Raw genomic sequence first — 25,301 nt, forward strand, 5'->3', positions numbered from 1 at the left:
ACCTCCGCGGCCACCGCGGAGGAGCCGCGCGCCGCTGCTCCCGCCCAGGAGTCCGCCGCGGAGCCGGCAGCCCAGACGACCGTACGCACCCGCACCCGCAAGCAGCGCCAGGCCGACAAGCAGGCCGAGCAGCAGGCCGAGCAGCAGGCCGAGCAGCAGGCCGACCAGCAGGCCGCGCGGTCCGAGGCGCCCGAGCAGCCCGAGGCCGCGGCCGGAGCCGAGAAGTCCGGCAAGGGCCCGAAGCAGGACAAGCAGCGGGACAAGCAGCAGGACAAGCAGCGGGACAAGCAGGGCAAGAACAAGCAGGACCAGAAGCAGGACCCGAAGCAGGACCCGAAGCAGGACCAGAGGCAGTCCGACCGGCAGGACCAGAGGCAGGGTCAGAAGCAGGACCAGAAGCAGCAGCCCAGGCAGGACCAGGGCAACCAGCAGAACCAGCGCCAAGGTCAGCAGCACCAGGGTCAGCAGCACCAGGACCAGGACCAGCAGCACCAGAACCAGCAGCAGCAACAGAACCAGGGCCAGTTCGACGACGACGAGGACGGCGAGGGCGGCAGCCGCCGCAACCGTCGCCGCCGCGGCCGCGACCGCACGGCGACGCGCCAGGGCGGTCGCAACGAGCCCGACACCACGATCCTCGAGGACGACGTGCTCGTGCCGGCGGCGGGCATCCTCGACGTCCTCGACAACTGCGCCTTCGTCCGGACGTCGGGCTACCTGCCGGGGACCGAGGACGTCTACCTCTCGCTGTCGATGGTGCGCAAGTACCACCTGCGCCGCGGCGACGCCGTGGTCGGGCAGGTCCGCCAGCCGCGCGAGGGCGAGCGCCGCGAGAAGTTCAACCCGATGGTGCGCATCGACAGCGTCAACGGCACGGAGGCCGAGGGCGCCAAGGAGCGCCCCGACTTCCACGACGCCGTCCCGGTGCACCCCCACCAGCGCCTGCGCCTGGCGACCGACGAGGCCAACCTCACCGGCAAGGTCATCGACATCGCCTCGCCGATCGGCAAGGGCCAGCGTGGGCTGATCCTTGCCCCGCCGCGCACGGGCGTCACGTCGCTGCTGCAGTCGATCGCGCAGTCGGTGACGACCAACAACCCGGAGTGCCACGTCATGGTGGTCCTGGTCGACGCCCGCCCGGAAGAGGTCACCGACTTCCAGCGCGCCGTCAAGGGCGAGGTCGTCGCCTCCACGTTCGACCGGCAGCCGGCCGACCACACCCTCGTCGCAGAGCTCGCCATCGAGCGCGCCAAGCGGCTCGTCGAGCTCGGCCACGACGTGGTCGTCCTGCTCGACTCGCTGACCCGCCTCGGCCGGGCGTACAACCTGGCCGCCCCGCCCAACGGCCGCGTGCTGGCGGGCATCGTGGACTCCTCGGCGGTGCACCCGACGAAGGAGTTCTTCGGCGCGGCGCGCAAGATCGAGGACGCCGGCTCGCTCACGGTGCTCGCGACCGTCGCGGTCGGCACCGGCTCGGCGACCGACGAGTTCTTCCTCGAGGAGATCGCGGGCACCGAGAACCTCGAGCTGGTCCTCAGCGCGGACCGCGCCGGTGCGGGCATCGTCCCCGCCGTCGACGTGGCACGCTCGCGGACCCGCCACGAGGAGAAGCTGCTCGCACCCGCCGAGGGAGCGGTCGTGGGCGACCTGCGCAAGCGGCTCGCCGCCGCCGACTCGCAGCAGGCCGTGGCGAAGGTCGTCGGCCGCTGACCCCGGGCGCCGGTCCGGGAATGCCCGGATTGGCGCCGCTGTTCAGACCGGTGGCACACTTGTGCGTCGGTTCCGGTTCACGTCATACGCGATCCACGCGGGCGACCCGGAGCAATTCGAGAGGACACCCATGAAGAAGGACACCCACCCCGAGTACGTCGAGACCCAGGTCACCTGCACTTGTGGCGCGTCGTTCACCACCCGCAGCACCGCGACCTCCGGCTCGATCCACGCCGATGTCTGCTCGCAGTGCCACCCGTTCTACACCGGCAAGCAGAAGATCCTCGACACCGGCGGCCGCGTCGCCCGCTTCGAGGCCCGCTACGCCAAGAAGACTGCTGACTCCAAGTAGTCCACGCCAGGCGCCGGTCGCCCGCACTGCGCGGGTGGCCGGCGCCTTGTCGTCTGTCCGAGCGGTGCGTGAGGCACGTTCCGAGCCCCGAGAACGTGTCTCACGCACCGCTCCACCCCAGATCCGAGGAGGAGCCCCGTGTTCGAGGCCGTCGAGGGGATGCGCGAGGAGCACTCCGAGCTCGAGCGACGCCTGGCGCTCCCGGAGACCCACGCCGACCAGCGCCTCGCCAAGCAGCTGAACCAGAGGTACGCCGAGCTGACCGCCGTCGTCGGCACGTGGCAGGAGTGGCGCCAGCTCGGTGACGACATCGAGGCGGCGCGCGAGCTCGGCGCCGACGACCCGGCCTTCGCCCGGGAGGCCGACGAGCTGGCCGTGCGCCGCGAGCTGGCGGAGGAGCGCCTGCGCCGGCTCCTGGTCCCGCGCGACCCGTCCGACGGCAAGGACGCCCTGCTGGAGATCAAGTCGGGGGAGGGCGGTGAGGAGTCCGCCCTCTTTGCCGGCGACCTGCTCCGGATGTACTCCCGCTACGCCGAGGCACGCGGCTGGAGCGTCGAGGTCCTCGACGCCACCGAGTCCGACCTCGGCGGCTACAAGTCGGTCACCGCGGCCGTGAAGGCCCGCGGGAGCGTCGAGCCCGGTCAGGCGCCGTACGCCCTGCTCAAGTTCGAGGGCGGCGTGCACCGGGTCCAGCGGGTGCCGGTGACGGAGTCGCAGGGACGCGTCCACACGTCGGCGGCCGGCGTGCTCGTGATGCCCGAGGCCGAGCAGGTCGACGTGACCATCGACGACAACGACCTGCGCATCGACGTCTTCCGCTCCAGCGGTCCCGGCGGCCAGAGCGTCAACACGACCGACTCGGCGGTGCGGATCACGCACCTGCCCACCGGCATCGTGGTCAGCTGCCAGAACGAGAAGAGCCAGCTGCAGAACAAGGACCAGGCGATGCGGATCCTGCGCGCGCGGCTGCTGCAGGCCGCCCAGGACGCCGCCGACGCCGAGGCGAGCGAGGCGCGCAGGTCGCAGGTGCGCACGGTGGACCGATCCGAGCGGATCCGCACCTACAACTTCCCGGAGAACCGGATCTCCGACCACCGCACCGGCTACAAGTCCTACAACCTCGACCAGGTGCTCGACGGCGACCTCCAGCCGGTCCTCGACTCGTGCGTCGAGGCCGACATGGCGGCCCGGCTCGCCGCGCTCGAGCAGTGAGGGACCTGCGCCGCAGGGCTGCCGAGCAGCTGCGGGAGGCGGGCGTCGCGTCGCCCGAGCGCGACGCCGACCTGCTGCTGGCGCACGTCCTCGGGGTCGGGCTCGGTCGGCTGCCGCTCGCCGACGGGCTCGACGAGGCCCAGCTGGCGGCGTACGACGCGCTGCTCGAGCGACGCGCGCGGCGCGAGCCGCTGCAGCACCTGACCGGCACCGCGGCCTTCCGCCACGTCGAGCTCGCGGTCGGTCCCGGGGTGTTCGTCCCGCGGCCGGAGACCGAGCTGCTCGCGGGCTGGGCGATCGAGCAGGCGCTGGCGTGCGACGGAGCACCGGTCGTGGTCGACCTGTGCACCGGGTCCGGCGCCATCGCCGCAGCGGTGAAGGACGAGGTGCCCCACGCCGAGGTGCACGCGGTCGAGCTGAGCCCCGAGGCCCACGCCTGGGCCCGCCGCAACCTGACCGACGTCGACCTGCGGCTCGGCGACGCCTTCGCGGCGTTCGACGACCTCGCCGGCACCGTCGACGTCGTCGTGTGCAACCCGCCCTACATCCCGCTGGAGGCGTGGGAGTCGGTGGCCGTCGAGGCCCGCGACCACGACCCCCACCTGGCGCTCTTCAGCGGCGACGACGGCCTGGACGCGATGCGCCTGCTCGAGGCGCGCGCGGCCCTGCTGCTGCGGCCCGGGGGAGTGGTGGGCGCGGAGCACGCCGACCTCCAGGGCGAGTCGGCCCCGGCCGTGTTCGTCGCGAGCGGGCGGTGGCGCGACGTGCGCGACCACGCCGACCTCGCGGGTCGAGCGCGCTACCTGACCGCGCGACTGGCACGATGAGCGACGTGGACAGGCTCGAGACCTCGACCGAGGAGGAGCGGGAGGCGGCGGTGACCGCCGCCGCCGGCGCCGTACGACGCGGGGACCTGGTGGTCATCCCCACCGACACGGTGTACGGCATCGCTGCCGACGCCTTCTCCCACGAGGCGGTGCAGCGGCTGCTCGACGCCAAGGGCCGCGGCCGCGAGATGCCGCCGCCGGTCCTCGTGTCGGCCCCGACGACCCTCGACGCCCTCGCCGAGACGGTGCCGCCCTGGGCGCGCACCCTCGTCGAGCAGTTCTGGCCCGGCCCCCTCACGCTGGTGTGCCGCCAGCAGGGCTCGCTCATGTGGGACCTCGGCGAGACCCGCGGCACCGTCGCCGTCCGGATGCCCGACGACGAGGTGGCGCTCGCCGTCCTCGAGCGCACCGGGCCGCTGGCCGTCAGCTCGGCCAACCTCACCGGACGACCCGCCGCGACCGACGCCGACCAGGCCGAGGAGATGCTGGGCGACGCCGTCGCGGTGATCGTCGACGGCGGCACGTCTCCCGGTGGCGAGGCCTCCACCATCATCGACGTCACCGTCTCCGAGGGGCGCGTGCTGCGCCTCGGCGCACTGTCCCTCGACACCCTCAACGCGGCCATCGCGGAGCACGGCGTCGTGCTCGAGGACCAGGGCTAGGCCGGATGCGGGAGTACCTCCTCGTCTTCCTGGTGGCCCTGTCGGTCACCTACCTGCTCACCGTCGTCGCCCGTGAGATCGCGCTGCGCACCGGGGCGGTCGCGGCGGTGCGTGACCGCGACGTGCACGCCGAGCCGATCCCCTACCTCGGCGGCCTCGCGATGCTCGGCGGGCTGGGCGCGGCCTACCTCGTGGCGCGCGAGCTGCCGTTCCTCAGCCGCAGCGAGGGATTCGTCTTCAAGGACGCGGGGGTGGTGCTGCTCGCCGGCGCCCTCGTCTGCGCGGTCGGGGTGGTCGACGACATCTTCGACCTCGACGCGCTGACCAAGCTCGGCGGCCAGGTGCTCGCCGCGGGGCTGCTCGTCGTGTTCGGGGTGCGGTTCTGGTACTTCCCGGGGGCCGACGGCACCCAGTTCGCCCTCGACGACGCCCAGGGGGCGCTGCTCACGCTGGTCCTGGTGATCGGGACCATGAACGCCGTCAACTTCGTGGACGGCCTCGACGGCCTCGCCTCCGGCGTGGTCGGGATCGGGGCGGCCGCGTTCTTCCTCTACTGCTACACCGTCTCGGCGCAGAACAACCTCACCCTCGTCACCACCGGCGCGCTGCTCAGCGCGGCGCTGGCCGGCGCCTGCGCGGGATTCCTGCCGCACAACTTCCACCCGGCGCGCCTCTTCATGGGCGACTCCGGCTCGATGCTCATCGGCCTGGTGCTCTCGGCCAGCGCGCTGACGCTGACCGGGCAGTTCTCAGGCATGCCGGAGGTCGGGGGCAACAGCCTCTTCGCCACGGTCCTGCCGGTGCTGCTGCCCATCTCGCTGCTGATGGTGCCGATCGTCGACCTCGTGCTCGCGGTCGTACGCCGCACCCGCGCGGGCCGCTCGCCCATGAGCGCGGACAAGCAGCACCTGCACCACCGGCTGCTCGAGATCGGCCACTCGCAGCGCCGCGCCGTGCTGATCATGTGGATGTGGGCCTTCACGATCGCCACCGGCGCCGTGCTCGTCAGCCTCTTCGACAGCGCGTGGGTCTGGTGGAGCGTCGGCTCGATGCTCGCGCTGAGCGTGGCGCTGACGTTCGTCCTGCCGCGGGTCAACCGGCCGCGCAAGACCGGCCTGGGCGACACCGGACTCCCCGAGAACGCCTCGGTGGAGGGCCGGGTCGACGAGCCCGCCGACGAGCCCGCCGGCGAGCCCGCCGACTTGACCTCGGCGCCCGCGGAGGGTGTCGTGGAGGCGTCCGGCCGGGCGGGGGAGAGCACCGCCTGACCCCGTGTGGGGCCCGTCCGGGACTTTGTGATAGTTTTCACGAGCGTTCAAGCAAGCCGACCGCCGAGACCAGACAGGCCGCCGAGATGACGACCGAGAGCAGCGCGATCCCCCGCCGCAGCAGCCTCGTGCCGGGCGTGCGGGTCGTGGTCCGCGCAGCCGCCCTGACGCTCCTCGCGGGCGTCGCCGCGTGCGCGGTCGCCGGGCTCGTCCACGGCCCGTCCGCTGCGGGGGCGGCCGCCGTCGGCGCCGGCCTCGTCGCGCTCGTCGTCTCCTTCGGCACCATGTCGATGCACGTCGTCGCCAGCGCGATGCCCACCGCCTCGCTGCTGGTCGCGCTCCTCACCTACGTGACGCAGCTGGCGATCGTGCTGCTGGTGTTCCTCGCGATCACGCGTGGCGACCTGTTCGCCAGCACGCAGGAGCGGGGCTGGCTGGCGGGCTCGATGGTGCTCGCCACGCTCGTGTGGACGGTGTCGCACCTGGTCCTCACGGCCCGCGAGCGGGTGCCCTACTTCGACCTCCCGACCGGGGGTGAGGCATGAGCGCCACGACTGCTAACGTTCGGACCGCGATGGCCGAGTCCAGTGCCTCTTCCTCCCAACCTCGCAGCAGCAGCGCTCCCAGCTACCTCGTGGCCGGTGTGTTGTTCTACGGCGCGGTCGGCTGGCTGCTGGACCAGTGGCTGGGCACCCGCTTCCTGGTGGCGGCGGGCGTCCTGCTGGGCGCCGGCCTCGGCACCTACATGATGATCGTGCAGCTCAACCGGCTCACCGCCGACGAGCAGGGCACCACCCGCACTGACCGGACTGACCAGACGAACGACGAGGAGTCGGAGTGAGCATCACCCAGCCTGTGGCAGCAGAGGGCGGTTCGGGCTTCCACGCCCCCGGCCCGGCGAGCTTCGAGCTGCCCCCGATCTTCGGTGACGTCACCAAGCCCATGGTGCTGCTCGCCCTCTCGGCCGTGCTGGTCTTCGGCTTCTTCTACGCCGCCTCGCGCAACGCCTCGCTCGTGCCGGGCCGCCTCCAGTTCGCGGGCGAGATGATCTACGGCTTCGTGCGCAACAACATGGCGCGCGACAACATCGGGTCCGAGCACTACATGAAGTTCGTGCCCTACCTCTTCACGCTGTTCACCTTCATCCTGGTGAACAACTACTACGGCGTGATCCCGTTCCTGCAGTTCCCGAGCTTCTCGCGCATCGGCTTCATCGTCCCGCTCGCGCTGCTGAGCTGGGGCATCTACGTCGGCGCCGGCGTCTGGAAGCACGGCCCGCTGGGCTACCTCAAGCACGCGACCATGCCGGGCGGCGTCAAGGGCCCGATCCTGCTGCTGCTCGTGCCGCTGGAGTTCTTCTCCAACATCATCATCCGCCCCGTCACGCTGACGCTGCGTCTGTTCGGCAACATGTTCGCCGGCCACCTGCTGCTGATCCTGTTCGCCACCGGTGGCGCCGCGCTCCTCGCGAGCGGCAACATCCTCTACGGCGCCGTCGGCGTGCTGTCCTTCGGGCTCGGCATCGGCGTCAGCTTCCTCGAGATGCTGGTCATGTTCCTGCAGGCCTACGTCTTCACGCTCCTGAGCTCGATGTACATCGGCGAGGCCCTCGCCGACGAGCACTGATCCGCAGCACCACCCCCCACAAGTTTCGCCAAACAGCGGCGCGAGAGACGCGTCGCCGACGAAAGGAAAAGCCGTGGAAGGCTCCATCAACCTGGTCGGTCTCGGCCTGTCCGCCATCGGTCCCGGTGTCGGTATCGGCCTGATCTTCGCCGCGTTCATCTCCGGCGTCGCGCGCCAGCCCGAGGCCCAGAGCCGTCTGCAGTCGATCGCCATTCTTGGCTTCGTTCTCGCCGAGGCGCTCTTCATCATCACCGTCGCGCTCGCGTTCGTCCTGCCTCTCTGACGTCCGCACCACGACCGCACTAGACCGTAGGAGTTCGACTCATGGACCACATCGTCCTGGCAGCTGCTGAGGGTGAGACCCACAGCCCCGTGCTGCCGGTCTGGTCAGAGGTCATCCTCGCCCTGATCGTGTTCGCGATCCTCTTCGTGCTCATGCGCAAGTTCGTCGTGCCGAGCTTCGAGAAGACGTTCGCCGAGCGCACCCAGGCGATCGAGGGTGGGCTCAGCGCGGCCGAGTCCAAGCAGGCCGAGGCCGACGCCAAGCTCGCCGAGCTCGAGAAGCAGCTCGCCGACGCCCGTCACGAGGCTGCGCGCATCCGCGAGGAGGCGCGCGAGCAGGGGGCGGCGATCATCGCCGAGATGCGGGAGCAGGCCCAGGCCGAGTCCACCCGCATCGTCGAGCACGGCAAGACCCAGATCGAGGCAGAGCGCCAGCAGGCGGTCACCTCGCTCCGCGCCGAGGTCGGCGCGCTCGCGACCGGCCTCGCCGGGCGCATCGTGGGCGAGAGCCTGGACGACGAGGCTCGCCAGAGCCGGGTCGTGGACCGGTTCCTCACCGAGCTCGAGACGCAGAACGGCTCCACCTCTGCCCAGGGGAGCGTCAACTGATGATGCGAGGAGCCTCTGCGGACGCCTACGCCGCGGCTGCCGCCGCCCTGCCGGGCGACGGCGACCTGGGCACCGTGGCCCAGGACCTGTTCGGGATCTCCGACCTCGTTCGCTCCGAGCCCGGCCTGCGCCGGGTGGCCACGGACGCGTCCATCCCGGGGGAGGCCAAGGCCGAGCTGCTGCGCAGCGTGCTGTCCGGCAAGGTCTCCGCCGAGGCACTGGGCGTGGTCACCGCGGCGGTCGCGCAGCGGTGGAGTGCCGGGCGGGACCTGCCCGACGCGCTGGAGGAGCTGGGCGTCGTCGCGGCGGTCCGCTCGACCGGCAGTGACGTCACCCGCCTGGAGGACGAGATCTTCGCGGTGGGACGACTCGTCCAGGACCACCCGGAGCTGCGCGACGCGCTCTCCGACCCGGCCCGCAGTCGCGACGACAAGGCCGCGCTCATCGGCGGCCTGCTGGGCGACAAGGTGCTCCCGGCGACCATCGCGCTGGTGCAGCAGTCGCTGTCCGGCAGCCACCGCACCGTGACCGTGGCCCTGGCCAGCTACCAGAAGGTGGCGGCCGAGGTCCGGGGTCAGGGAGTGGCGACCGTGCGGGTGGCGCAGCCGCTCACCGGGCCCGAGCACGACCGGTTGGCCGCCGCTCTCGAGCGGACCTATGGTCGACAGGTGCACCTCAACGTCATCGTCGACCCGGAGGTCATCGGTGGCATCCGGGTGGAGATCGGTGACGACGTCATCGACGGCACCGTCTCCTCCCGTCTCGACGAGGCCGGGCGCAGGCTCGCCGGCTGAGCGCGACGACCATCCAAGAACTTTCCGAGCCCAGCCACTGGGCACAGCAGAGAACAGGTGAGATGAAATGACGGAGCTGTCCATCCGTCCGGACGAGATCCGCGACGCTCTTCAGCGCTTCGTGTCGGACTACAAGCCCGAGTCGGCCAGCAAGGAAGAGGTCGGCACCGTGGCTGAGGCCGCGGACGGCATCGCCCGTGTCTCCGGCCTGCCCTCCGTGATGGCCAACGAGCTGCTCGAGTTCGAGGACGGCACGCTCGGCCTCGCCCTCAACCTCGACACCCGCGAGGTCGGCGTCGTGGTCCTGGGTGACTTCGACAAGATCGAGGAGGGCCAGGTCGTGCGACGCACGGGCGAGATCCTCTCGGTCCCCGTGGGCGAGAACTACCTCGGCCGGGTGGTCGACCCGCTCGGCAACCCCATCGACGGCCTCGGTGAGATCGCGTCCGACGAGCGTCGCGCCCTGGAGCTGCAGGCTCCCGGCGTGATGGTGCGCAAGTCCGTGCACGAGCCCCTTGCCACCGGCATCAAGGCCATCGACTCCCTGACGCCCATCGGCCGCGGCCAGCGTCAGCTCATCATCGGTGACCGCGCGACCGGCAAGACGACGATCGCGATCGACACGATCATCAACCAGAAGGCCAACTGGGAGTCCGGCGACCCGGACAAGCAGGTGCGCTGCATCTACGTCGCCATCGGCCAGAAGGGCTCCACCATCGCCTCGGTGCGCGGTGCCCTCGAGGAGGCCGGCGCGCTGGAGTACACCACCATCGTGGCCTCCCCGGCGTCCGACTCCGCCGGCTTCAAGTACCTCGCCCCCTACACCGGCTCGGCCATCGGCCAGCACTGGATGTACGACGGCAAGCACGTCCTGATCGTCTTCGACGACCTGACCAAGCAGGCCGAGGCCTACCGCGCCGTGTCGCTGCTGCTGCGCCGCCCGCCGGGCCGCGAGGCGTACCCCGGTGACGTCTTCTACCTGCACAGCCGGCTGCTCGAGCGCTGCGCGAAGCTCTCCGACGACATGGGCAAGGGCTCGATGACCGGCCTGCCGATCATCGAGACCAAGGCCAACGACGTGTCGGCGTTCATCCCGACCAACGTCATCTCGATCACCGACGGCCAGATCTTCTTGCAGTCCGACCTGTTCGCCGCCAACCAGCGGCCTGCGATCGACGTCGGTGTCTCGGTCTCGCGCGTGGGTGGCTCGGCCATGACCAAGGCGATGAAGGCCGTCACCGGCTCGCTCAAGGTCGACCTGGCGCAGTTCCGCGCCATGGAGGCCTTCGCCATGTTCGCCTCCGACCTCGACGCGGCCTCGCGCCAGCAGCTCGACCGCGGCCAGCGCCTGATGGCCCTGCTGAAGCAGCCGCAGTACTCGCCGTACCCGGTCGAGGAGATGACCGTCTCGCTGTGGACCGGCACGTCGGGTCGCCTCGACAAGGTGCCCACCGACGACGTGCTGCGCTTCGAGAACGAGTTCCTCGACTACCTGCGTCGCAGCCACGAGGGCATCCTCGCCGGCATCCGCGAGAGCCTGAAGTTCGAGGACTCGACCGAGGACCAGCTCGCGTCGGCCTACGACTCCTTCCTCGACCAGTTCGAGACCTCCGACGGCCAGAGCATCAAGGCCGGCACGGAAGAGCACGTCGCCCTCGAGGACGAGGACGTCGAGCAGGAGCAGATCGTCAAGCAGAAGCGGGGCTGACGCCATGGCTCTCTCCGTACGCGAGTACCGCGCGCGGATCAGGTCGACGGAGTCGATGAAGAAGATCACGCGTGCGATGGAGCTCATCGCTGCGTCGCGGATCATCAAGGCCCAGCAGCGGGCGCAGGCGGCCGCGCCGTACGCCCGTGAGCTGACCCGCGCTGTGTCGGCCGTGGCGACGTTCTCCAACGTCGACCACGCGCTGACGCTGGAGCCGGAGGACCCGAAGAAGGCCGCGGTCCTCATCGTCACCTCCGACCGCGGTCTGGCCGGCGCCTACTCCTCGAGCGTGATCAAGGAGGCCGAGCGCCTCGTCGAGAAGCTCAAGGGCGAGGGCAAGGACGTCGACCTCTACACCAGCGGTCGCAAGGGCGAGGCCTACTTCAAGTTCCGCCAGCGCGCGGTCGTGCAGTCCTGGACGGGTTTCTCCGACCAGCCGACATACGACGTCGCGGCCGAGATCGGCGCCACGCTGATCGAGGCCTTCCTCGCCGAGACCGGTGAGGAGGAGGGCGCCGTCGACGAGGTCCACGTGGTCTACACGCGGTTCCGCTCGATGCTCAGCCAGGAGCCCACCGCCGTACGACTCCTCCCGCTGGAGGTCGTGGAGGGCACCGAGCCGCCCGAGCAGGGCGACCTGCTGCCGCTCTACGAGTTCGAGCCGTCCCCGTCGGAGGTGCTCGACTCCCTGCTGCCGCGCTACGTCCAGAGCCGCATCTTCTTCGCCCTGCTGCAGGCGGCCGCGTCCGAGCTGGCCGCACGACAGAAGGCGATGAAGTCCGCCACGGACAACGCCGACGAGCTCATCAAGAAGTACAAGCGCATCGCCAACCAGGCCCGCCAGGCTGGCATTACCCAAGAGATCAGCGAGATCGTCGGTGGCGTCAACGCCCTTGCCGACGCCCAAGCCGGGAGTGAGTGAACATGACTGCCACTGTTGAAGAGACGACCACCCAGGGTGGCGGCACCGTCGGCCGCATCGCCCGGGTCATCGGCCCCGTCGTGGACATCGAGTTCCCGACCGACTCGATGCCCCCCATCTACAACGCCCTCACGGCCGACTTCGAGCTGAGCGGCGAGAGCCGCCAGATCATCCTCGAGGTCGCCCAGCACATCGGCGACGGCATGGTCCGCGCCATCTCGATGAAGCCGACCGACGGTCTCGTCCGCGGCGGCCAGGTCACCGACACGGGCGCCTCGATCACGGTGCCCGTCGGCGACGCGACGCTCGGCAAGGTGTTCAACACCACCGGCGACGTGCTCAACCTCGCCGAGGGTGAGACCTTCGAGCCCGCCGAGCGCTGGGGCATCCACCGCAAGGCGCCGGCCTTCGACCAGCTGGAGTCCAAGACCCAGATGTTCGAGACCGGCATCAAGGTCATCGACCTGCTCACCCCCTACGTCCAGGGCGGCAAGATCGGCCTGTTCGGTGGTGCCGGCGTCGGCAAGACCGTGCTCATCCAGGAGATGATCGCCCGCGTCGCCAAGGACCACGGTGGTGTGTCGGTGTTCGCCGGTGTCGGCGAGCGCACCCGCGAGGGCAACGACCTCATCGTCGAGATGGAGGAGGCCGGCGTCCTCGGCCAGACCGCCCTCGTCTTCGGCCAGATGGACGAGCCGCCGGGCACCCGCCTGCGCGTCGCGCTGTCGGCCCTCACGATGGCGGAGTACTTCCGCGACGTGCAGAAGCAGGACGTGCTGCTGTTCATCGACAACATCTTCCGCTTCACCCAGGCCGGTTCCGAGGTGTCGACCCTGCTCGGCCGCATGCCGTCCGCGGTGGGCTACCAGCCCAACCTCGCCGACGAGATGGGCCAGCTCCAGGAGCGGATCACGTCCACGCGTGGACACTCGATCACCTCGCTGCAGGCGATCTACGTCCCCGCCGACGACTACACCGACCCCGCCCCGGCCACGACCTTCGCGCACCTCGACGCGACGACCGAGCTGTCGCGCGAGATCGCCTCGCTCGGCATCTACCCGGCCGTGGACCCGCTCACGTCGACCTCGCGGATCCTCGACCCGCAGTACATCGGCGACGACCACTACCGCTGCGCGGTACGCGTCAAGCAGATCCTGCAGCGCAACAAGGAGCTCCAGGACATCATCGCCATCCTCGGTGTCGACGAGCTCTCCGAGGAGGACAAGATCATCGTCTCCCGGGCCCGTCGCATCCAGCGCTTCCTGTCGCAGAACACCTACGTCGCCAAGCAGTTCACCGGCATCGAGGGTTCGACCGTCCCGGTGGCCGACACCATCGAGGCGTTCAACAAGATCGCTGACGGCGAGTACGACCACGTGGCCGAGCAGGCCTTCTTCATGTGCGGCGGTCTGGACGACGTCGAGCAGAAGTGGTCCGAGATCCAGAAGAGCCTCTGATGGCCGAGTCCACCGACAAGGTCCTCCAGGTCGAGCTGGTCGCCGCCGACCGGCTCGTCTGGTCGGGCCAGGCCACCATGGTCATCGCCCGCACGACCGAGGGCGACGTCGGCATCCTCCCGAACCACGCTCCGCTCCTGTCCTCGATCATCGAGGGCGTCGTGGACGTGCAGACGGCGGAGGGCGAGACCTGGATCGCGGCGGTCGACGCCGGCTTCCTGTCGGTGGCCGACAACCGCGTCTCGATCCTGGCCGAGCGGGCCGAGATGTCGCACGAGATCGACCTCGAGAACGCGCGCGCCGAGCTCGAGCGCTGCCGGGAGGCCGGCGAGAACGACGACGCGGCGCAGGAGAAGCTGCGACGCGCCGAAGCACGCGTACGTGCCGCGGAGCGGGCCTCCTGACGAGGCCCCTCCACCGCACCGCTAGGGTGAGCGCACGAACCGTCCGGTTCGTGCGCTCACTGCGTTGTGAGGGGTGTGGATGCCGGTCTGGGAATGGGTGCTCGACATCGTCGGGCTCGTCCTCCTCCTCGCCCTGCTCTACGGCATCTCCCTCATCGTCCGGCGTCGCTTCCTGGCGCGCCACGGCGGCACCTTCGAGCTGAGCTACCGGGTCCGCACCGAGCACCCGGGCCGCGGCTGGCTGCTCGGCATCGGCCGCTACTCCGGGCAGTCGCTCGAGTGGTTCCGCATCTTCTCGCTCTCGCCGCGCCCCAAGCGCGTGTGGGCCCGCGACCTGCTCGAGTACTCCGGGCGCCGGGCGCCGGCCGGGGCGGAGGAGATGTCGCTCTACGACGGGCACGTCGTGGCGTCGTGCCACTACGACGGCGAGCCGCTCGAGATCGCGATGAGCGAGGCGTCGCTCACCGGCTTCCAGTCGTGGCTGGAGTCCGGGCCCCCCGGCACCGACTGGAACCGACGCTAGCTCCGGGCGGGGCCGGTGGAGCCGCCGACCCGCAGCTCGACGGGCAGCAGGACGTCGGCGGTGTCCGTGCCGCTGATCCGGTCGAGCACGGCCCGCGCCACGGCCCGGCCCTTCTCGGCGAGCGGCTGCACCACCGTGGTGAGCTCGAGGTCGAGCCACGGGGTGGCGACCCCGTCGAAGCCCGCGACGCTCAGGTCGCCCGGCACGTCGAGCCCGCGGCGCCGCGCCTCCAGGACCACCCCGGCGGCCTGCACGTCGCTCTGGCACACGACGGCCGTCGCCCCGGGACCGTGGTCCAGCCAGGGCCCGACCAGCTCCTGGGCGGCCGTGAGGTCGCTCTCGCAGGCTCCGACGACTGCTGCGTCGGGGAACACCTCGCGCAGGCCGGCCTCGCGCTCGCGCTGGGGGTGGGAGGGCGCGAGCGTCACGGTGGCGACGCGTCGGTGCCCGAGGTCGTGCAGGTGGCGGGCGAGGGCGGTCGCTCCCGCGTGGTGCTCGATGTCGATGAAGGTGCTCCCCGGCCACGACGGGCCCTCGACGACCACGACGGGGACGTCGCGGGCGGCGAGGTCGGCGTACGCGTCCCAGGTCTCACGACCGCAGATGTCGTAGATCACCGCGTCGAGGGGCAGCGCCGCGTGCTCGTCGCCCTCGCCCATGAGCAGGAGCCCCAGGCCCTCGCGCTCGAGCACCTGAGACACGGCGTCGAGCATGGGCAGCGCGGCCGGGTCGCGGAAGGCCGTGCTCAGGGGGCCGACGGCGATGCCGACGACGCCGCTGCGCCCCTGGCGGAGGTTGCGGGCCAGGGGGTTGGGGCCGGTGTAGCCCAGCTGGGCGGCGGCGGACAGCACCCGCTCGCGGGTCGCTGCGGAGACCGGCTTGTTGCCGGAGAAAGCCAGGGATGCCGTCGACAGCGAGACCCCGGCCGTCGCGGCGACGTCGGCCATCGTGGGCGCGCGGCTTGGTCCGGACACGGGGGAGAGGTTAGCATCGAAACGATTCGATCGAATCGTTTCGATGCCGTACGCCCGAGGAGCAGCCCGTGCCGACCCTGACCGCCGCCCGCAACGCCGTGGGGCTGACGTTCTTCCTCAACGGCCTGGTCTTCTCCAGCTGGGTCTCACGCATCCCCGAGGTGCGCGAGAGCTTCGACCTCACCAACGGCCAGCTCGGGCTCGTCCTGCTCGCGATCGCCGTCGGGTCGGTCGTCGCCCTGCCGACGACCGGCGCCGCCATCAACCGGTGGGGGACCGTCCGCGTGGTGCGGGTGGGTGCGCTCGCCGCGTCAGCGGGCATGCTCGCGGCCGCCCTGGCCTTGGGCAACGTCCTGCCCCTCGCCGTCGCCGGCCTCCTGGTCTACGGCGTCGGCATCGGCGTGTGGGACGTCGCGATGAACGTCGAGGCGGCCGAGGTGGAACGCGGGCTGGGCCGCACCATCATGCCGCGCTTCCACGCCGGGTTCAGCGGTGGGACCGTGGTGGGTGCGCTGGTCGGCGCCCTGCTGGTCGAGCTCGACCTGCCCGCAGTCGTGCACCTGGTCGGTGTCGTGCTGATCGCGCTGGTGCTGGTGCTGCGCGCCTCGCCCGCGTTCCTGCCGGTGGCGGAGCGGGACGAGGCGCACGAGCAGCCGAAGGTCTCCGCCGCCCGCGCCTGGCTCGAGCCGCGCACCCTGCTCATCGGCGTGATGGTGCTCGCCCTGGCCATGACCGAGGGCACCGCCAACGACTGGCTCGCCGTCGCGCTGGTCGACGGCCACGACGTGTCGCACGCGATGGGCGTCGCCGGCTTCGCGGTGTTCGTCACGGCGATGACCGCCGGTCGGATCGCCGGGACCGGTCTGATCGACCGCTTCGGCCGCGTGGCGGTGCTCTGGGCGACGATGGTCGTGGCCGCGGCCGGCGTGCTGCTGATCGTCTTCGCCGAGGAGCCGGCCCTCGTCGTGGTGGGCATCGTGCTGTGGGGGGCGGGGGCGTCGCTCGGCTTCCCCGTCGGGATGAGCGCCGCGGCCGACGACCCGGTCCGGGCCGCCTCACGGGTCAGCGTCGTCTCCACGATCGGCTACGCCGCGTTCCTCGCCGGACCGCCGTTCCTCGGCTTCGTCGGCGACGAGGTCGGCACCCTCAAGGCGCTGCTCGTGGTCGCGGTGCTGCTCATGCCGGCCGCGCTGGTGGTGCCGGCCGCGCGCGAGCAGCGTACGCCCGCCGCCGCCACCTCCTAGGCGTGCTCGGGCCGCCCGGGCACCCGATCAGCCGTCGAAGAGCCCGCGGATGTCGTCGGCGGTGATCCCGGTGGCGCTGGCACCGCCCCCGTCGACGACCTTGGCGAACAGCTCGGCCTTGCGCGCCTTGAGCGCCATCACCTTCTCCTCGATCGTGTCGCTCGCGACCAGACGGTAGACGTGCACCGGCTTCGTCTGGCCGATCCGGTGCGCGCGATCGACGGCCTGGGCCTCCGCCGCGGGGTTCCACCAGGGGTCGAGGAGGAACACGTAGTCGGCCTCCGTCAGGGTCAGTCCGGTGCCGCCCGCCTTGAGGCTGATGAGGAACACGGGCGCCTCGCCGGACCGGAACGCCTCGATCACCGCGTCCCGGTCCCGGGTGCCGCCGTCGAGGTAGACGGTCGCGACCCCCTCGTCGGTCAGGCGGTCGCGCACGCGCCGCAGGAAGGTCGTGAACGTGCTGAAGACCAGGGCGCGGTGCCCCTCCGCGGTGATCTCGACCAGGTGCTCGGCGAGGAGGTCGGTCTTGGCGGAGCCGACCTCGGCGTGCCCGGCGTCGACCAGTGCCGGGTCGAGCGCCAGCTGCCGGAGCCGGGTGAGGGCGCTGAAGATCGCCACCCTGTTGCGGCCGAAGTCCTCCACCAGGCCGAGGATCTTCTGGCGCTCGCGCGCGAGGTGGGTGTCGTAGATCCGCCGATGACGTGGGGTCAGGTCGACGTCGAGCACCTGCTCCTGGCGGGGAGGGAGGTCCGCGGCGACGAGGTCCTTGGTGCGTCGCAGGACGAACGGACGGATCCGCGCGCGGAAGCGGTCGAGGGCAGCGTCGTCGCCCTCCTTCTCGACCGGGACCACCACCACCTCGCGGAAGCGACGGGACGTGGGGTAGAGCCCGGGTGCCGTCAGCGAGAGCAGCGTCCACAGCTCCATGAGGCGGTTCTCGAACGGGGTGCCCGTCACCGCCAGACGGACGTCGGCCTCGACCACCCGCGCGGCGGCATAGGTCTTGCTCTGGTGGTTCTTGACCTGCTGCGCCTCGTCGAGCACCAGCCCGCCCCAGTGGCGCGCCGCGAACTGCTCGCGCTCGAGGCGCAGCACGGAGTAGGTGGTCACCACGACGTCGTGGCCGAGCGCGATCGCCGCCACGTCGTCGCTGCGCCGGCGCACCACCCCCACGCGGAGGCCGGGGGCGTGGGTCGCCGCCTGGGACCGCCACGCGGAGACCACGCTCGTCGGCGCGACGATGAGGAAGGGACCGGTCGAGCCCTCGGCGCGGGCGTGCTGGACGAGGGCGAGCACCTGGAGGGTCTTGCCCAGTCCCATGTCGTCGGCCAGGATCCCGCCGAGGCGGTGCTGGTGGAGGAACGCGAGCCACCAGAATCCCTCGAGCTGGTAGGGGCGCAACGACGTCGCCAGGCCCACCGGCTCCGGCCGCGGGACGTCGGCGAGGTCGCGGAGCGCGGTCGCCCGCTCCACCCACGCCGCCGCACGGTCGTCGACCACACCGACCTCGGCCAGCTCGGCCCACACGCCGAGGTCGGCGGTGCCGACGCTGATGCGGTCCTCCCGCGCGTCACGCAGCTGCGCGGCGAGGGCGACGGCATCGTGGAGCCGGGTGAACTCGGGTCGGGCGAGGGCGACGTAGGTGCCGCTCGGCAGGACGAGGTAGTCCTCGCCCCGGGTCACCGCGGCCAGCACCTCGGGCAGGGGGACCGCCTCACCGTCGACCCTGACCAGCACCTCGAGGTCGAGCCAGTCGGTGTGGTCGGGCTGAGCCTCCGCCAGGGTGAAGGTCACCAGCGGAGCCGACTCGGACTCGCGGAACTCGGGTGGCTCGACCTCGTCGACGGCGACGTCGTCGAGCGTGCGCAGGTGGGGGAGGTCGTGCAGCGCGAGAGCCAGCGCGTCACCGCCCGTCGCGGCGGAGGTGGCGAGCAGGCCGCTCGGCACGCGGGCCAGGACGTCCTGCTCGGCGACCGGGTCGCGCAGGCCCGCCAGCACGTCGGCATCGGTGAGCCCGCACCTGTGGTCGCCGTAGGCCCAGGCCCAGGTGAGCTCGGCGTGGGTGGCGGAGCGCCAGGTGACGGTGAGGTGCAGGACGGGTCGCAGCGGCGCGGGGAGCGCCATCGAGGCGTCGGAGGACTCCAGGCGCACCCGTCGGGCGAGCGGTCCGAGTGCGTCCACGAAGTCGTCGCGGTCCTCGGCGGGCGCCACCACGGGACGGCCGAGCACGAGGTCCATGACCGAGTCCGGGCACGGCTCTGCGAGGTCGGCCAGCACCAGGTCGTCGCCGTCGACGAGGACCACGGACGTCGCGGGCTGACCCACGGGGACGACGGCGTGGCCGCGCCACCGGCGACCACCGGCGTCGACGGACAGCTCCAGCGTCGGGCGTCCGTCGACCTCCCTGAGGTCGGCGACGACCGCGGCCGGTTCGTCGGCCAGGTCGACCGAGGCGACGCCGGCGCCGGGGACGAGCGTGACCCCGGCCGCCACCGCCGCTCGCAGGGCGGGCACGAGGCGGTCGCCGTAGTCGTCCAGCGCCGGCGCGGCACCCGCGACGAGGTAGGTGTGACGGGAGACGAGCCCGCGGTGCAGCACCCGTAGCGCCTCGACCTGCGCCGGGACGAACCGGGTGAGCGCGACCGGGCCGGCGAGGTCGCCCCACTCGGCCCCGCTGCGTGCCCACCCCCGCCGCGCGCCCGGGCGCACCGGTCGCATGGTGATCTCTCCGGCCTCCCCGCGCGACCACCGCGTCGGCGGCCGCAGGACCAGCTCGAGACCCAGTCGCTGGCCGGACAACGTGGCGCGGGCACGCGCCGCGACCTCGTCGCCGAACCGGTCGAGCTGCCGGCGCCACACGGGCTCGCCGGGCTCGACCGTGCGCGCGGGGCCGCGCAGGCGGAGGGCGACGGCCGCGCCGTGCTTGCACATGCGCGACACCGGGCACGTGCAGGAGCTGAAGAGCCAGTCGTCGGTCTCGTCGACCTCGGCGTGGAGCTGCACCCGGTAGGGCACTGCCGCGCTCCCGGGGACCGATGCGGTCACGGACAGGCTGCCCGTGGTCTCGTGGACGATCGCGAGGTCGCTGACGACGCCGACGTAGTCGCGGGCACGCAGCAGCGTCCCGAGGTCGAAGAAGCGCGCGAGGTAGGTCGCGGTCAGGGCGTCGCGGATGTCCATGGCACGCCCATGGTGTCAGCGCCCACGGACATCAGCGACGGTCTCTCCACAGGCTGCCGCGGTGGCGGGTCAGCGCTCACCCCCGGGCACCCAGAGCACGTCGCCGTTCTCCCGGTTCGCGTGCCGGGCGAGGATGAACAGGAGGTCGGAGAGCCGGTTGAGGTAGGTGATCGCGAGGAGGTTCATCGTGTTCTCGTGCTCGGCCCAGGCCGCCCAGCCGGCCCGCTCCGCACGACGCACCACGGTGCGCGCGACGTGGAGGTGGGCGGCGCCGAGGGTGCCGCCGTTGAGGATGAACGAGCGCAGCGCGGGCAGCTCCTCGTTGTAGTGGTCGCACCACGCCTCGAGCCGGTCGACGTAGTCCTGCTCGACGCGCAGCGGGGGGTACGCCGGGTCGGGCACGACCGGGGTGGAGAAGTCGGCGCCGACGTCGAAGAGGTCGTTCTGCACGCGCGTGAGCACCGCGACCACGTCCTCTCCGAGGCTGCCGTCGGTCGCGGCGTGGGCGAGCGCGACGCCGATGTGGGCGTTGCCCTCGTCCACGCAGGCGTACGCCTCGAGGCGGAGGTCGGTCTTGGAGGTCTCGCTCATGTCGCCGAGGCGGGTCCGCCCGGCGTCGCCGGTGCGGGTGTAGATGCGCGTCAGGTTCACCATGTCGGCGAGCCTACTGATCGCGACCCGCCGGAAAAGGTGAGGCATGGAAGCAACCGGTCGGGGTACAACTGCGTCAGTAGGAGTGACAGCAGTCACTGCCAGGGGCGTCGGGGGACGCCGGTGAGGAGCACCGGATGGACATCGTCTCGGAGGGTCACACGCTCGTCCTGCACGGGTCGTTCGACGTGCGGAGCACCTGGGAGGTGCGCCAGGCGATCTACGCGCGACTCGAGGGTCTTGACGAGGACGTGGTCATCGACATGACCGACGTGACCACGATCGACGCCACCGCGCTCCGCCTGCTCGCCGTCGCCACCCGGGCCGCCTGGCTGTCGGGGCACCACCTGACGGTCCGCAACCCCGGTCCGGCCGTGCGTCGGATGGCGCACCTGACCCGGCTCGCGCACGCGATCGAGGTCGAGCGGGCGGCCGCGACCGCCTGAGCGGGACGGTCCGCGGCCGGCTCCACGGCTGCCTACACACCCCTCCCGCAAGCCTCCGCGCGTGAGGCATCAGTCACACGATCAGCCGGTGACTGCCCGGTAACCAGCGTCCTACTGTGTCGCCATGAGCGAATCGGCAGGGCAGAAGGACCGCCCGTGGGTGATGCGCACGTACGCCGGCCACTCGACGGCCGAGGCGTCCAACGCGCTCTACCGCACCAACCTGGCCAAGGGGCAGACCGGCCTGAGCGTCGCGTTCGACCTCCCGACCCAGACCGGCTACGACCCGGACAGCCCGCTCAGCCGCGGTGAGGTCGGCAAGGTTGGGGTCCCGGTGCCGCACCTCGGCGAGATGCGGACCCTGTTCGCGGACATCCCGCTCACCGAGATGAACACCTCGATGACCATCAACGCCGTCGCGATGTGGATGCTCGCGATGTACCAGGTGGTGGCCGAGGAGCAGAACCCGGACCTGTCGCCGGAGGAGGTCGCCGCCCAGCTGGCCGGCACCACCCAGAACGACATCATCAAGGAGTACCTCTCGCGGGGGACGTACGCGTTCCCGCCCGAGGCGTCGATGCGGCTGATCGCGGACATGATCGCCTACACGGTCCACCGCATCCCGAAGTGGAACCCCATCAACATCTGCAGCTACCACCTGCAGGAGGCGGGCGCGACGCCGACGCAGGAGCTGGCGTACGCCCTCAGCACGGCGATCGCCGTCCTCGACCAGGTCAGGGACGCCGGACAGGTGTCGGACGACGACTTCGAGAAGGTCGTCGGGCGGATCTCGTTCTTCGTCAACGCCGGCGTGCGGTTCGTCGAGGAGACCTGCAAGATGCGGGCCTTCGTCCAGCTCTGGGACGAGATCACGCAGGAGCGCTACGGCGTGCAGGACCCCAAGATGCGCCGGTTCCGCTACGGCGTGCAGGTGAACTCGCTCGGCCTCACCGAGGCGCAGCCGGAGAACAACGTCCAGCGGATCGTGCTCGAGATGCTCGGCGTGACGCTGTCGAAGAACGCCCGGGCGCGTGCGGTGCAGCTCCCGGCGTGGAACGAGGCCCTCGGCCTGCCGCGGCCGTGGGACCAGCAGTGGTCGCTGCGCCTCCAGCAGGTCCTCGCCTTCGAGTCCGACCTGCTCGAGCACGACGACATCTTCGACGGCTCGCACGTCATCGCGGCCAAGGTCGCCGAGCTCGTCGAGGGCGCGAGGGCCGAGATCGACCGCGTGCAGGCGATGGGCGGGGCGATCGCCGCCGTCGACTACATGAAGTCCGAGCTGGTCTCCTCCCACACCGCGCGCCGTGCACGGATCGAGTCGGGCGAGGAGGTCATCGTGGGCGTCAACCGGTTCGAGACGACCGAGCCCTCGCCGCTGACCGCGGACCTCGACGGCGCCATCATGGCCGCCGACCCGGAGGCGGAGCGTACGGCGCGCGCGAGCGTCGAGGCGTGGAAGGGACAGCGCGACGAGACCGAGGTCGCCGCGGCCCTCGCCGCCCTCGCAGCGGCGGCGAGGACCGACGAGAACCTGATGGCGCCGACGCTGGTCGCGGCCCGCGCCGGGGCGACGACGGGGGAGTGGGCGGCGACGCTGCGCGAGGTCTTCGGCGAGTACCGCGGGCCCACCGGCGTGACCGGGGCCGTCGTCGCGGAGGCCGGCGCGGAGCTGTCCGCCGTGCGCGACCGGGTCCGCACGACGGGCGAGGAGCTCGGCGGCCGGCTGCGGCTGCTGGTCGGCAAGCCCGGGCTCGACGGACACTCCAACGGCGCCGAGCAGGTCGCCGTCCGGGCCCGGGACGCCGGGTTCGAGGTCATCTACCAGGGGATCCGGCTGACGCCCCAGCAGATCGTGGCCGCCGCGGTCGCCGAGGACGTGCACTGCATCGGGCTGTCGATCCTGTCGGGGTCGCACATGGAGCTCGTGCCGGACGTGCTCGACGGCCTGCGCGACGCCGGCCTCACCGACGTCCCCGTCATCGTCGGCGGGATCATCCCCGACTCCGACGGCCGCCGCCTGCGCGAGCTCGGCGTGGCCGCGGTGTACACCCCCAAGGACTACGGCCTCACCGAGATCATGGGCGGCATCGTCGACGTGATCCGGGAGGCCCACGGGCTCGACTGACCGCGGACGCACCGGCTGGCACACTGCACGCATGTCCAGTCGGGGTCGACGTGTGATCGTGGTGGGTGCCGGTGTGGTCGGGCTGACCTGCGCCGTACGCCTGCTGGAGGCGGGCCACCGGGTCGACGTCGTCGCCCGCGACCTCCCGCTGGAGACGACCTCGGCGGTGGCGGCCGCGCTCTGGTACCCCTTCGGCGCCCGGGCCGAGGACCGGGTCACGTCGTGGTCGGCGGCGGCGTACTCCGCGTTCGCCGACCTGGCCGGCGACGAGCGCACGGGCGTGCGGATGCTGACCGGCACCGAGCTGCTGCGGTCCCCGCAGCCCGACCCGTGGTGGCGCGACGCCGTGCCGTCGTTCGACCGCGAGACGGCACTGCCGCCCGGCTACGCCGACGGACGGACCTTCTCCAGCCCGGTCGTCGACATGCCGGTGTACCTCCGCTGGCTGGTCTCGCGCATCGAGGGGCTGGGAGGCACCCTCACCCGGATGAACCTCTCCACCCTGCCCGAGGACGGGAGCCTCGTCGTCAACGCGACCGGTCTCGGTGCGCGCCACTCCGGCGCCGACCCGTCGGTCCGGCCGGTGCGCGGTCAGGTGGTCGTCGTCGAGCAGGTGGGGCTCGACCGCTGGACGCTCGACGGCGACGGCCTGACCTACATCGTCCCGCGGATCCACGAGGTGGTGCTCGGCGGCACGGAGGTGGACGGGGAGTGGAGCCGTACGCCCGACCCGGACGTCGCCGAGCAGGTGCTCCACCGCGCCACCGCGCTCGTGCCCGCGCTGGAGGGGGCCAGGGTGCTGCGGCACAAGGTGGGCCTGCGACCGGCCCGTCCCGAGGTGCGGCTCGAGAGGGTGGGCGACGTCGTGCACTGCTACGGGCACGGCGGAGCCGGGGTGACCCTGTCGTGGGGCTGCGCCGACGACGTGGTGCGGTCGGTCGATGACTGACCTCCAGTGCGCCGCGCGGCTGTTCGTCGCCCGGCACGCTGACGCGACCTACGAGTCCGACCTGCTGAGCGACGACGGGGGCTGGCTGACGTCGCTCGGTCGCGACCAGGCGCGGCGGCTGGCCGAGGAGGTCGCCCCGCAGCGGATCACCCGGGTGTGGACCAGCGACCTGGCCCGTGCCGTGCAGACCGGCGAGATCGTGGCCGGCGTGCTCGGCGTCGACGTGGTGGTGCGCAGGGGCCTGCGCGAGCTCGGTGTCGGCGACGCGGCCGGGACCTCGGGTGAGCCGGATCCCCTCGCTGCCACCTTCGCGGCCTGGCTCGACGGCGACCTGGACGCGCGGGTCCCCGGTGGCGAGAGCGGTCACGAGATCGTCGAGCGCTGCCGCCTCGTCCTCGAGGAGGTCGCCGACGCGCACCGCGGCGAGTCCGTCCTCGTCGTCAGCCACGGGGGAGTGATGTGCCTGGCCCTCCCGGCGCTCGCCCGCAACCTCGCGAGCGGCCATGCCCGCGACCTTCCCCTGCCGAACGGCGGTGTGGTCGCGCTCGAGGGTGACGCCGACGGCTGGGTCGCGCGCTCGTGGGTGGGGACCCGTCTGGACGATGGGCGAGGTTAGCCTGGCCTAACTCTCGCGGTGTACGCTCGCGGCGTGGGGAAGTCCAAGGACGCGGCGAAGGACAGGCCGAAGAGCAAGCCGAAGGGCAAGAAGGGCGGGGCGAAGGTCGCCAAGCTTCCCAAGAAGAAGTGCTGCGTCTCCTCGACGAAGTGCAACCGCTGCCCGCTGCGCATGCTCAAGGAGGGCACCCTCCCGGCCGGCTACACGGTCAAGAAGCGCAGGCTCGTCACGATCGACGCCACGGTCGAGGACGGCAGGAAGGGCGGCAGGAAGAGCGGCAAGAAGGGCGACGAGGCGGCCTGAGCCGCTGTCAGGCCTGCCGCTCGACGACCAGCACGACGAGCGTGACCACGGCCATGACGACCAGGGCCACGCCCATCCGCTTCGCCATGCCCTTGATCCAGAGCGACTGCAGCGTCTCGGTCCTCCCGCGCCGGTCGAGCGGGGCGACCTCGAGGACGGCTCGGGGATGGATGGGTCCGTACACGTGGGGATAGGTGTCGTCCCCCACGGGCTCGACCCGCACCTCGGACGCCAGGCGTGCCGGGTCGATGGTGAGCAGCACGAGCTCCTCGTCGAGCCCGGCGTAGTAGCGGTCGAAGACACCCTGCACCTGCTCGCGCCTGCTGGCGTGGATGAACCCCTCCTCCTCGAGGGTCACGCCCACCGTGGAGGTCGTGTAGGTGCCCGTCCCGAGCGCGCGACGCCAGTCGGCGGCGGTGGCGATGTGGAAGATGCGCTCCGGCACGGCGTCGGTCAC

Annotated in this window: 27 protein-coding genes; 23 read left to right on the forward strand and 4 right to left on the reverse strand. The window is 71.6% G+C overall.

Going from position 1 to position 25,301, the window contains the following annotated elements; translation table 11 throughout:
• The 17 genes from rho to F4692_RS14210 all read left to right on the forward strand — a co-directional run.
• A partial coding sequence (rho, locus tag F4692_RS14130) for a transcription termination factor Rho (protein WP_179620237.1) occupies window positions 1–1,710 on the forward strand: 1,710 nt, incomplete at its 5' end.
• 130 nt (window positions 1,711–1,840) lie between these two features.
• Window positions 1,841–2,062 (forward strand): 50S ribosomal protein L31, encoded by a 222-nt coding sequence (gene rpmE / locus F4692_RS14135; RefSeq protein WP_179620238.1) that lies wholly within the window; start codon window positions 1,841–1,843, stop codon window positions 2,060–2,062.
• A gap of 138 nt (window positions 2,063–2,200) precedes the next feature.
• Window positions 2,201–3,274 (forward strand): peptide chain release factor 1, encoded by a 1,074-nt coding sequence (gene prfA / locus F4692_RS14140; protein WP_179620239.1) that lies wholly within the window; start codon window positions 2,201–2,203, stop codon window positions 3,272–3,274.
• On the forward strand, window positions 3,271–4,101 hold the full coding sequence (gene prmC, locus F4692_RS14145; RefSeq protein WP_179620240.1) for a peptide chain release factor N(5)-glutamine methyltransferase: 831 nt from the start codon (window positions 3,271–3,273) through the stop codon (window positions 4,099–4,101). Before prfA ends, prmC begins: the two co-directional genes overlap by 4 nt.
• On the forward strand, window positions 4,098–4,763 hold the full coding sequence (locus tag F4692_RS14150) for an L-threonylcarbamoyladenylate synthase (RefSeq protein ID WP_179620241.1): 666 nt from the start codon (window positions 4,098–4,100) through the stop codon (window positions 4,761–4,763). The genes prmC and F4692_RS14150 overlap by 4 nt, the downstream gene beginning before the upstream one ends.
• A 5-nt stretch (window positions 4,764–4,768) precedes the next feature.
• Window positions 4,769–6,031, forward strand: a complete 1,263-nt coding sequence (locus F4692_RS14155) for an MraY family glycosyltransferase (RefSeq protein ID WP_179620242.1) — start codon at window positions 4,769–4,771, stop codon at window positions 6,029–6,031.
• A gap of 86 nt (window positions 6,032–6,117) precedes the next feature.
• Window positions 6,118–6,576 (forward strand): hypothetical protein, encoded by a 459-nt coding sequence (locus F4692_RS14160; RefSeq protein ID WP_179620243.1) that lies wholly within the window; start codon window positions 6,118–6,120, stop codon window positions 6,574–6,576.
• Window positions 6,573–6,872: an AtpZ/AtpI family protein gene (locus F4692_RS14165; protein WP_257029764.1), complete on the forward strand. Its 300-nt coding sequence runs from the start codon at window positions 6,573–6,575 to the stop codon at window positions 6,870–6,872. Before F4692_RS14160 ends, F4692_RS14165 begins: the two co-directional genes overlap by 4 nt.
• Window positions 6,869–7,657, forward strand: coding sequence for a F0F1 ATP synthase subunit A (gene atpB, locus F4692_RS14170; RefSeq protein ID WP_308645309.1), 789 nt, complete (start codon window positions 6,869–6,871; stop codon window positions 7,655–7,657). The genes F4692_RS14165 and atpB overlap by 4 nt, the downstream gene beginning before the upstream one ends.
• Before the next feature lie 73 nt (window positions 7,658–7,730).
• Window positions 7,731–7,940 carry an ATP synthase F0 subunit C gene (atpE, locus tag F4692_RS14175; RefSeq protein ID WP_030482691.1) on the forward strand — a complete coding sequence of 70 codons (210 nt, stop codon included), beginning with the start codon at window positions 7,731–7,733 and terminating at the stop codon, window positions 7,938–7,940.
• 41 nt (window positions 7,941–7,981) lie between these two features.
• On the forward strand, window positions 7,982–8,548 hold the full coding sequence (locus F4692_RS14180; RefSeq protein ID WP_179620244.1) for a F0F1 ATP synthase subunit B: 567 nt from the start codon (window positions 7,982–7,984) through the stop codon (window positions 8,546–8,548).
• A complete protein-coding gene (locus F4692_RS14185; protein ID WP_179620245.1) occupies window positions 8,548–9,342 on the forward strand; it encodes a F0F1 ATP synthase subunit delta in 795 nt (264 codons plus the stop codon). The genes F4692_RS14180 and F4692_RS14185 overlap by 1 nt, the downstream gene beginning before the upstream one ends.
• Before the next feature lie 67 nt (window positions 9,343–9,409).
• Window positions 9,410–11,050: a F0F1 ATP synthase subunit alpha gene (gene atpA / locus F4692_RS14190; RefSeq protein WP_179620246.1), complete on the forward strand. Its 1,641-nt coding sequence runs from the start codon at window positions 9,410–9,412 to the stop codon at window positions 11,048–11,050.
• A 4-nt stretch (window positions 11,051–11,054) separates the two neighbouring features.
• A complete protein-coding gene (locus tag F4692_RS14195) occupies window positions 11,055–11,972 on the forward strand; it encodes a F0F1 ATP synthase subunit gamma (protein ID WP_179620247.1) in 918 nt (305 codons plus the stop codon).
• A 2-nt stretch (window positions 11,973–11,974) separates the two neighbouring features.
• The gene (atpD, locus tag F4692_RS14200; protein WP_179620248.1) at window positions 11,975–13,429 is read left to right on the forward strand and encodes a F0F1 ATP synthase subunit beta; all 1,455 of its coding nucleotides are present in this window, start codon (window positions 11,975–11,977) and stop codon (window positions 13,427–13,429) included.
• On the forward strand, window positions 13,429–13,833 hold the full coding sequence (locus tag F4692_RS14205) for a F0F1 ATP synthase subunit epsilon (protein WP_179620249.1): 405 nt from the start codon (window positions 13,429–13,431) through the stop codon (window positions 13,831–13,833). The genes atpD and F4692_RS14205 overlap by 1 nt, the downstream gene beginning before the upstream one ends.
• A 79-nt stretch (window positions 13,834–13,912) precedes the next feature.
• The gene (locus F4692_RS14210) at window positions 13,913–14,356 is read left to right on the forward strand and encodes a DUF2550 domain-containing protein (protein ID WP_179620250.1); all 444 of its coding nucleotides are present in this window, start codon (window positions 13,913–13,915) and stop codon (window positions 14,354–14,356) included.
• Here the strand turns inward: F4692_RS14210 and F4692_RS14215 are convergent.
• A complete protein-coding gene (locus tag F4692_RS14215; RefSeq protein WP_218858422.1) occupies window positions 14,353–15,330 on the reverse strand; it encodes a LacI family DNA-binding transcriptional regulator in 978 nt (325 codons plus the stop codon). The genes F4692_RS14210 and F4692_RS14215 overlap by 4 nt on opposite strands.
• A gap of 68 nt (window positions 15,331–15,398) precedes the next feature.
• On the opposite strand from F4692_RS14215, the gene F4692_RS14220 reads away from it, so the two are divergent.
• Complete coding sequence (locus F4692_RS14220; protein WP_179620251.1) at window positions 15,399–16,574, forward strand: MFS transporter; 1,176 nt, start codon at window positions 15,399–15,401, stop codon at window positions 16,572–16,574.
• A 27-nt stretch (window positions 16,575–16,601) separates the two neighbouring features.
• On the opposite strand, the gene F4692_RS14225 is transcribed toward F4692_RS14220, so the two are convergent.
• Entirely contained in the window at window positions 16,602–19,754 is a 3,153-nt protein-coding gene (locus F4692_RS14225) for a DEAD/DEAH box helicase (RefSeq protein WP_179620252.1), read from the reverse strand.
• A 69-nt stretch (window positions 19,755–19,823) separates the two neighbouring features.
• Window positions 19,824–20,408, reverse strand: a complete 585-nt coding sequence (locus tag F4692_RS14230; protein WP_179620253.1) for a cob(I)yrinic acid a,c-diamide adenosyltransferase — start codon at window positions 20,406–20,408, stop codon at window positions 19,824–19,826.
• Window positions 20,409–20,542: 134 nt separating this feature from the next.
• Between F4692_RS14230 and F4692_RS14235 the strand changes: the two genes are divergently transcribed.
• The 5 genes from F4692_RS14235 (at window position 20,543) to F4692_RS14255 (ending at window position 24,844) form a co-directional block, all read left to right on the forward strand.
• Window positions 20,543–20,851, forward strand: coding sequence for an STAS domain-containing protein (locus tag F4692_RS14235; RefSeq protein WP_179620254.1), 309 nt, complete (start codon window positions 20,543–20,545; stop codon window positions 20,849–20,851).
• A 124-nt stretch (window positions 20,852–20,975) separates the two neighbouring features.
• A complete protein-coding gene (locus F4692_RS14240; protein ID WP_179620255.1) occupies window positions 20,976–22,976 on the forward strand; it encodes a protein meaA in 2,001 nt (666 codons plus the stop codon).
• Window positions 22,977–23,007: 31 nt separating this feature from the next.
• Window positions 23,008–23,925: an FAD-dependent oxidoreductase gene (locus F4692_RS14245; protein ID WP_179620256.1), complete on the forward strand. Its 918-nt coding sequence runs from the start codon at window positions 23,008–23,010 to the stop codon at window positions 23,923–23,925.
• Window positions 23,918–24,541 (forward strand): histidine phosphatase family protein, encoded by a 624-nt coding sequence (locus tag F4692_RS14250; protein ID WP_179620257.1) that lies wholly within the window; start codon window positions 23,918–23,920, stop codon window positions 24,539–24,541. Before F4692_RS14245 ends, F4692_RS14250 begins: the two co-directional genes overlap by 8 nt.
• 33 nt (window positions 24,542–24,574) lie before the next feature.
• Window positions 24,575–24,844 (forward strand): hypothetical protein, encoded by a 270-nt coding sequence (locus F4692_RS14255; protein WP_179620258.1) that lies wholly within the window; start codon window positions 24,575–24,577, stop codon window positions 24,842–24,844.
• Between the two features lie 7 nt (window positions 24,845–24,851).
• Here F4692_RS14255 and F4692_RS14260 read toward each other — a convergent pair whose 3' ends face one another.
• Window positions 24,852–25,301 (reverse strand): DUF952 domain-containing protein, encoded by a 450-nt coding sequence (locus F4692_RS14260; RefSeq protein WP_218858423.1) that lies wholly within the window; start codon window positions 25,299–25,301, stop codon window positions 24,852–24,854.

The organism is Nocardioides cavernae (assembly GCF_013410035.1).
Lineage (GTDB): Bacteria > Actinomycetota > Actinomycetes > Propionibacteriales > Nocardioidaceae > Nocardioides > Nocardioides cavernae_A.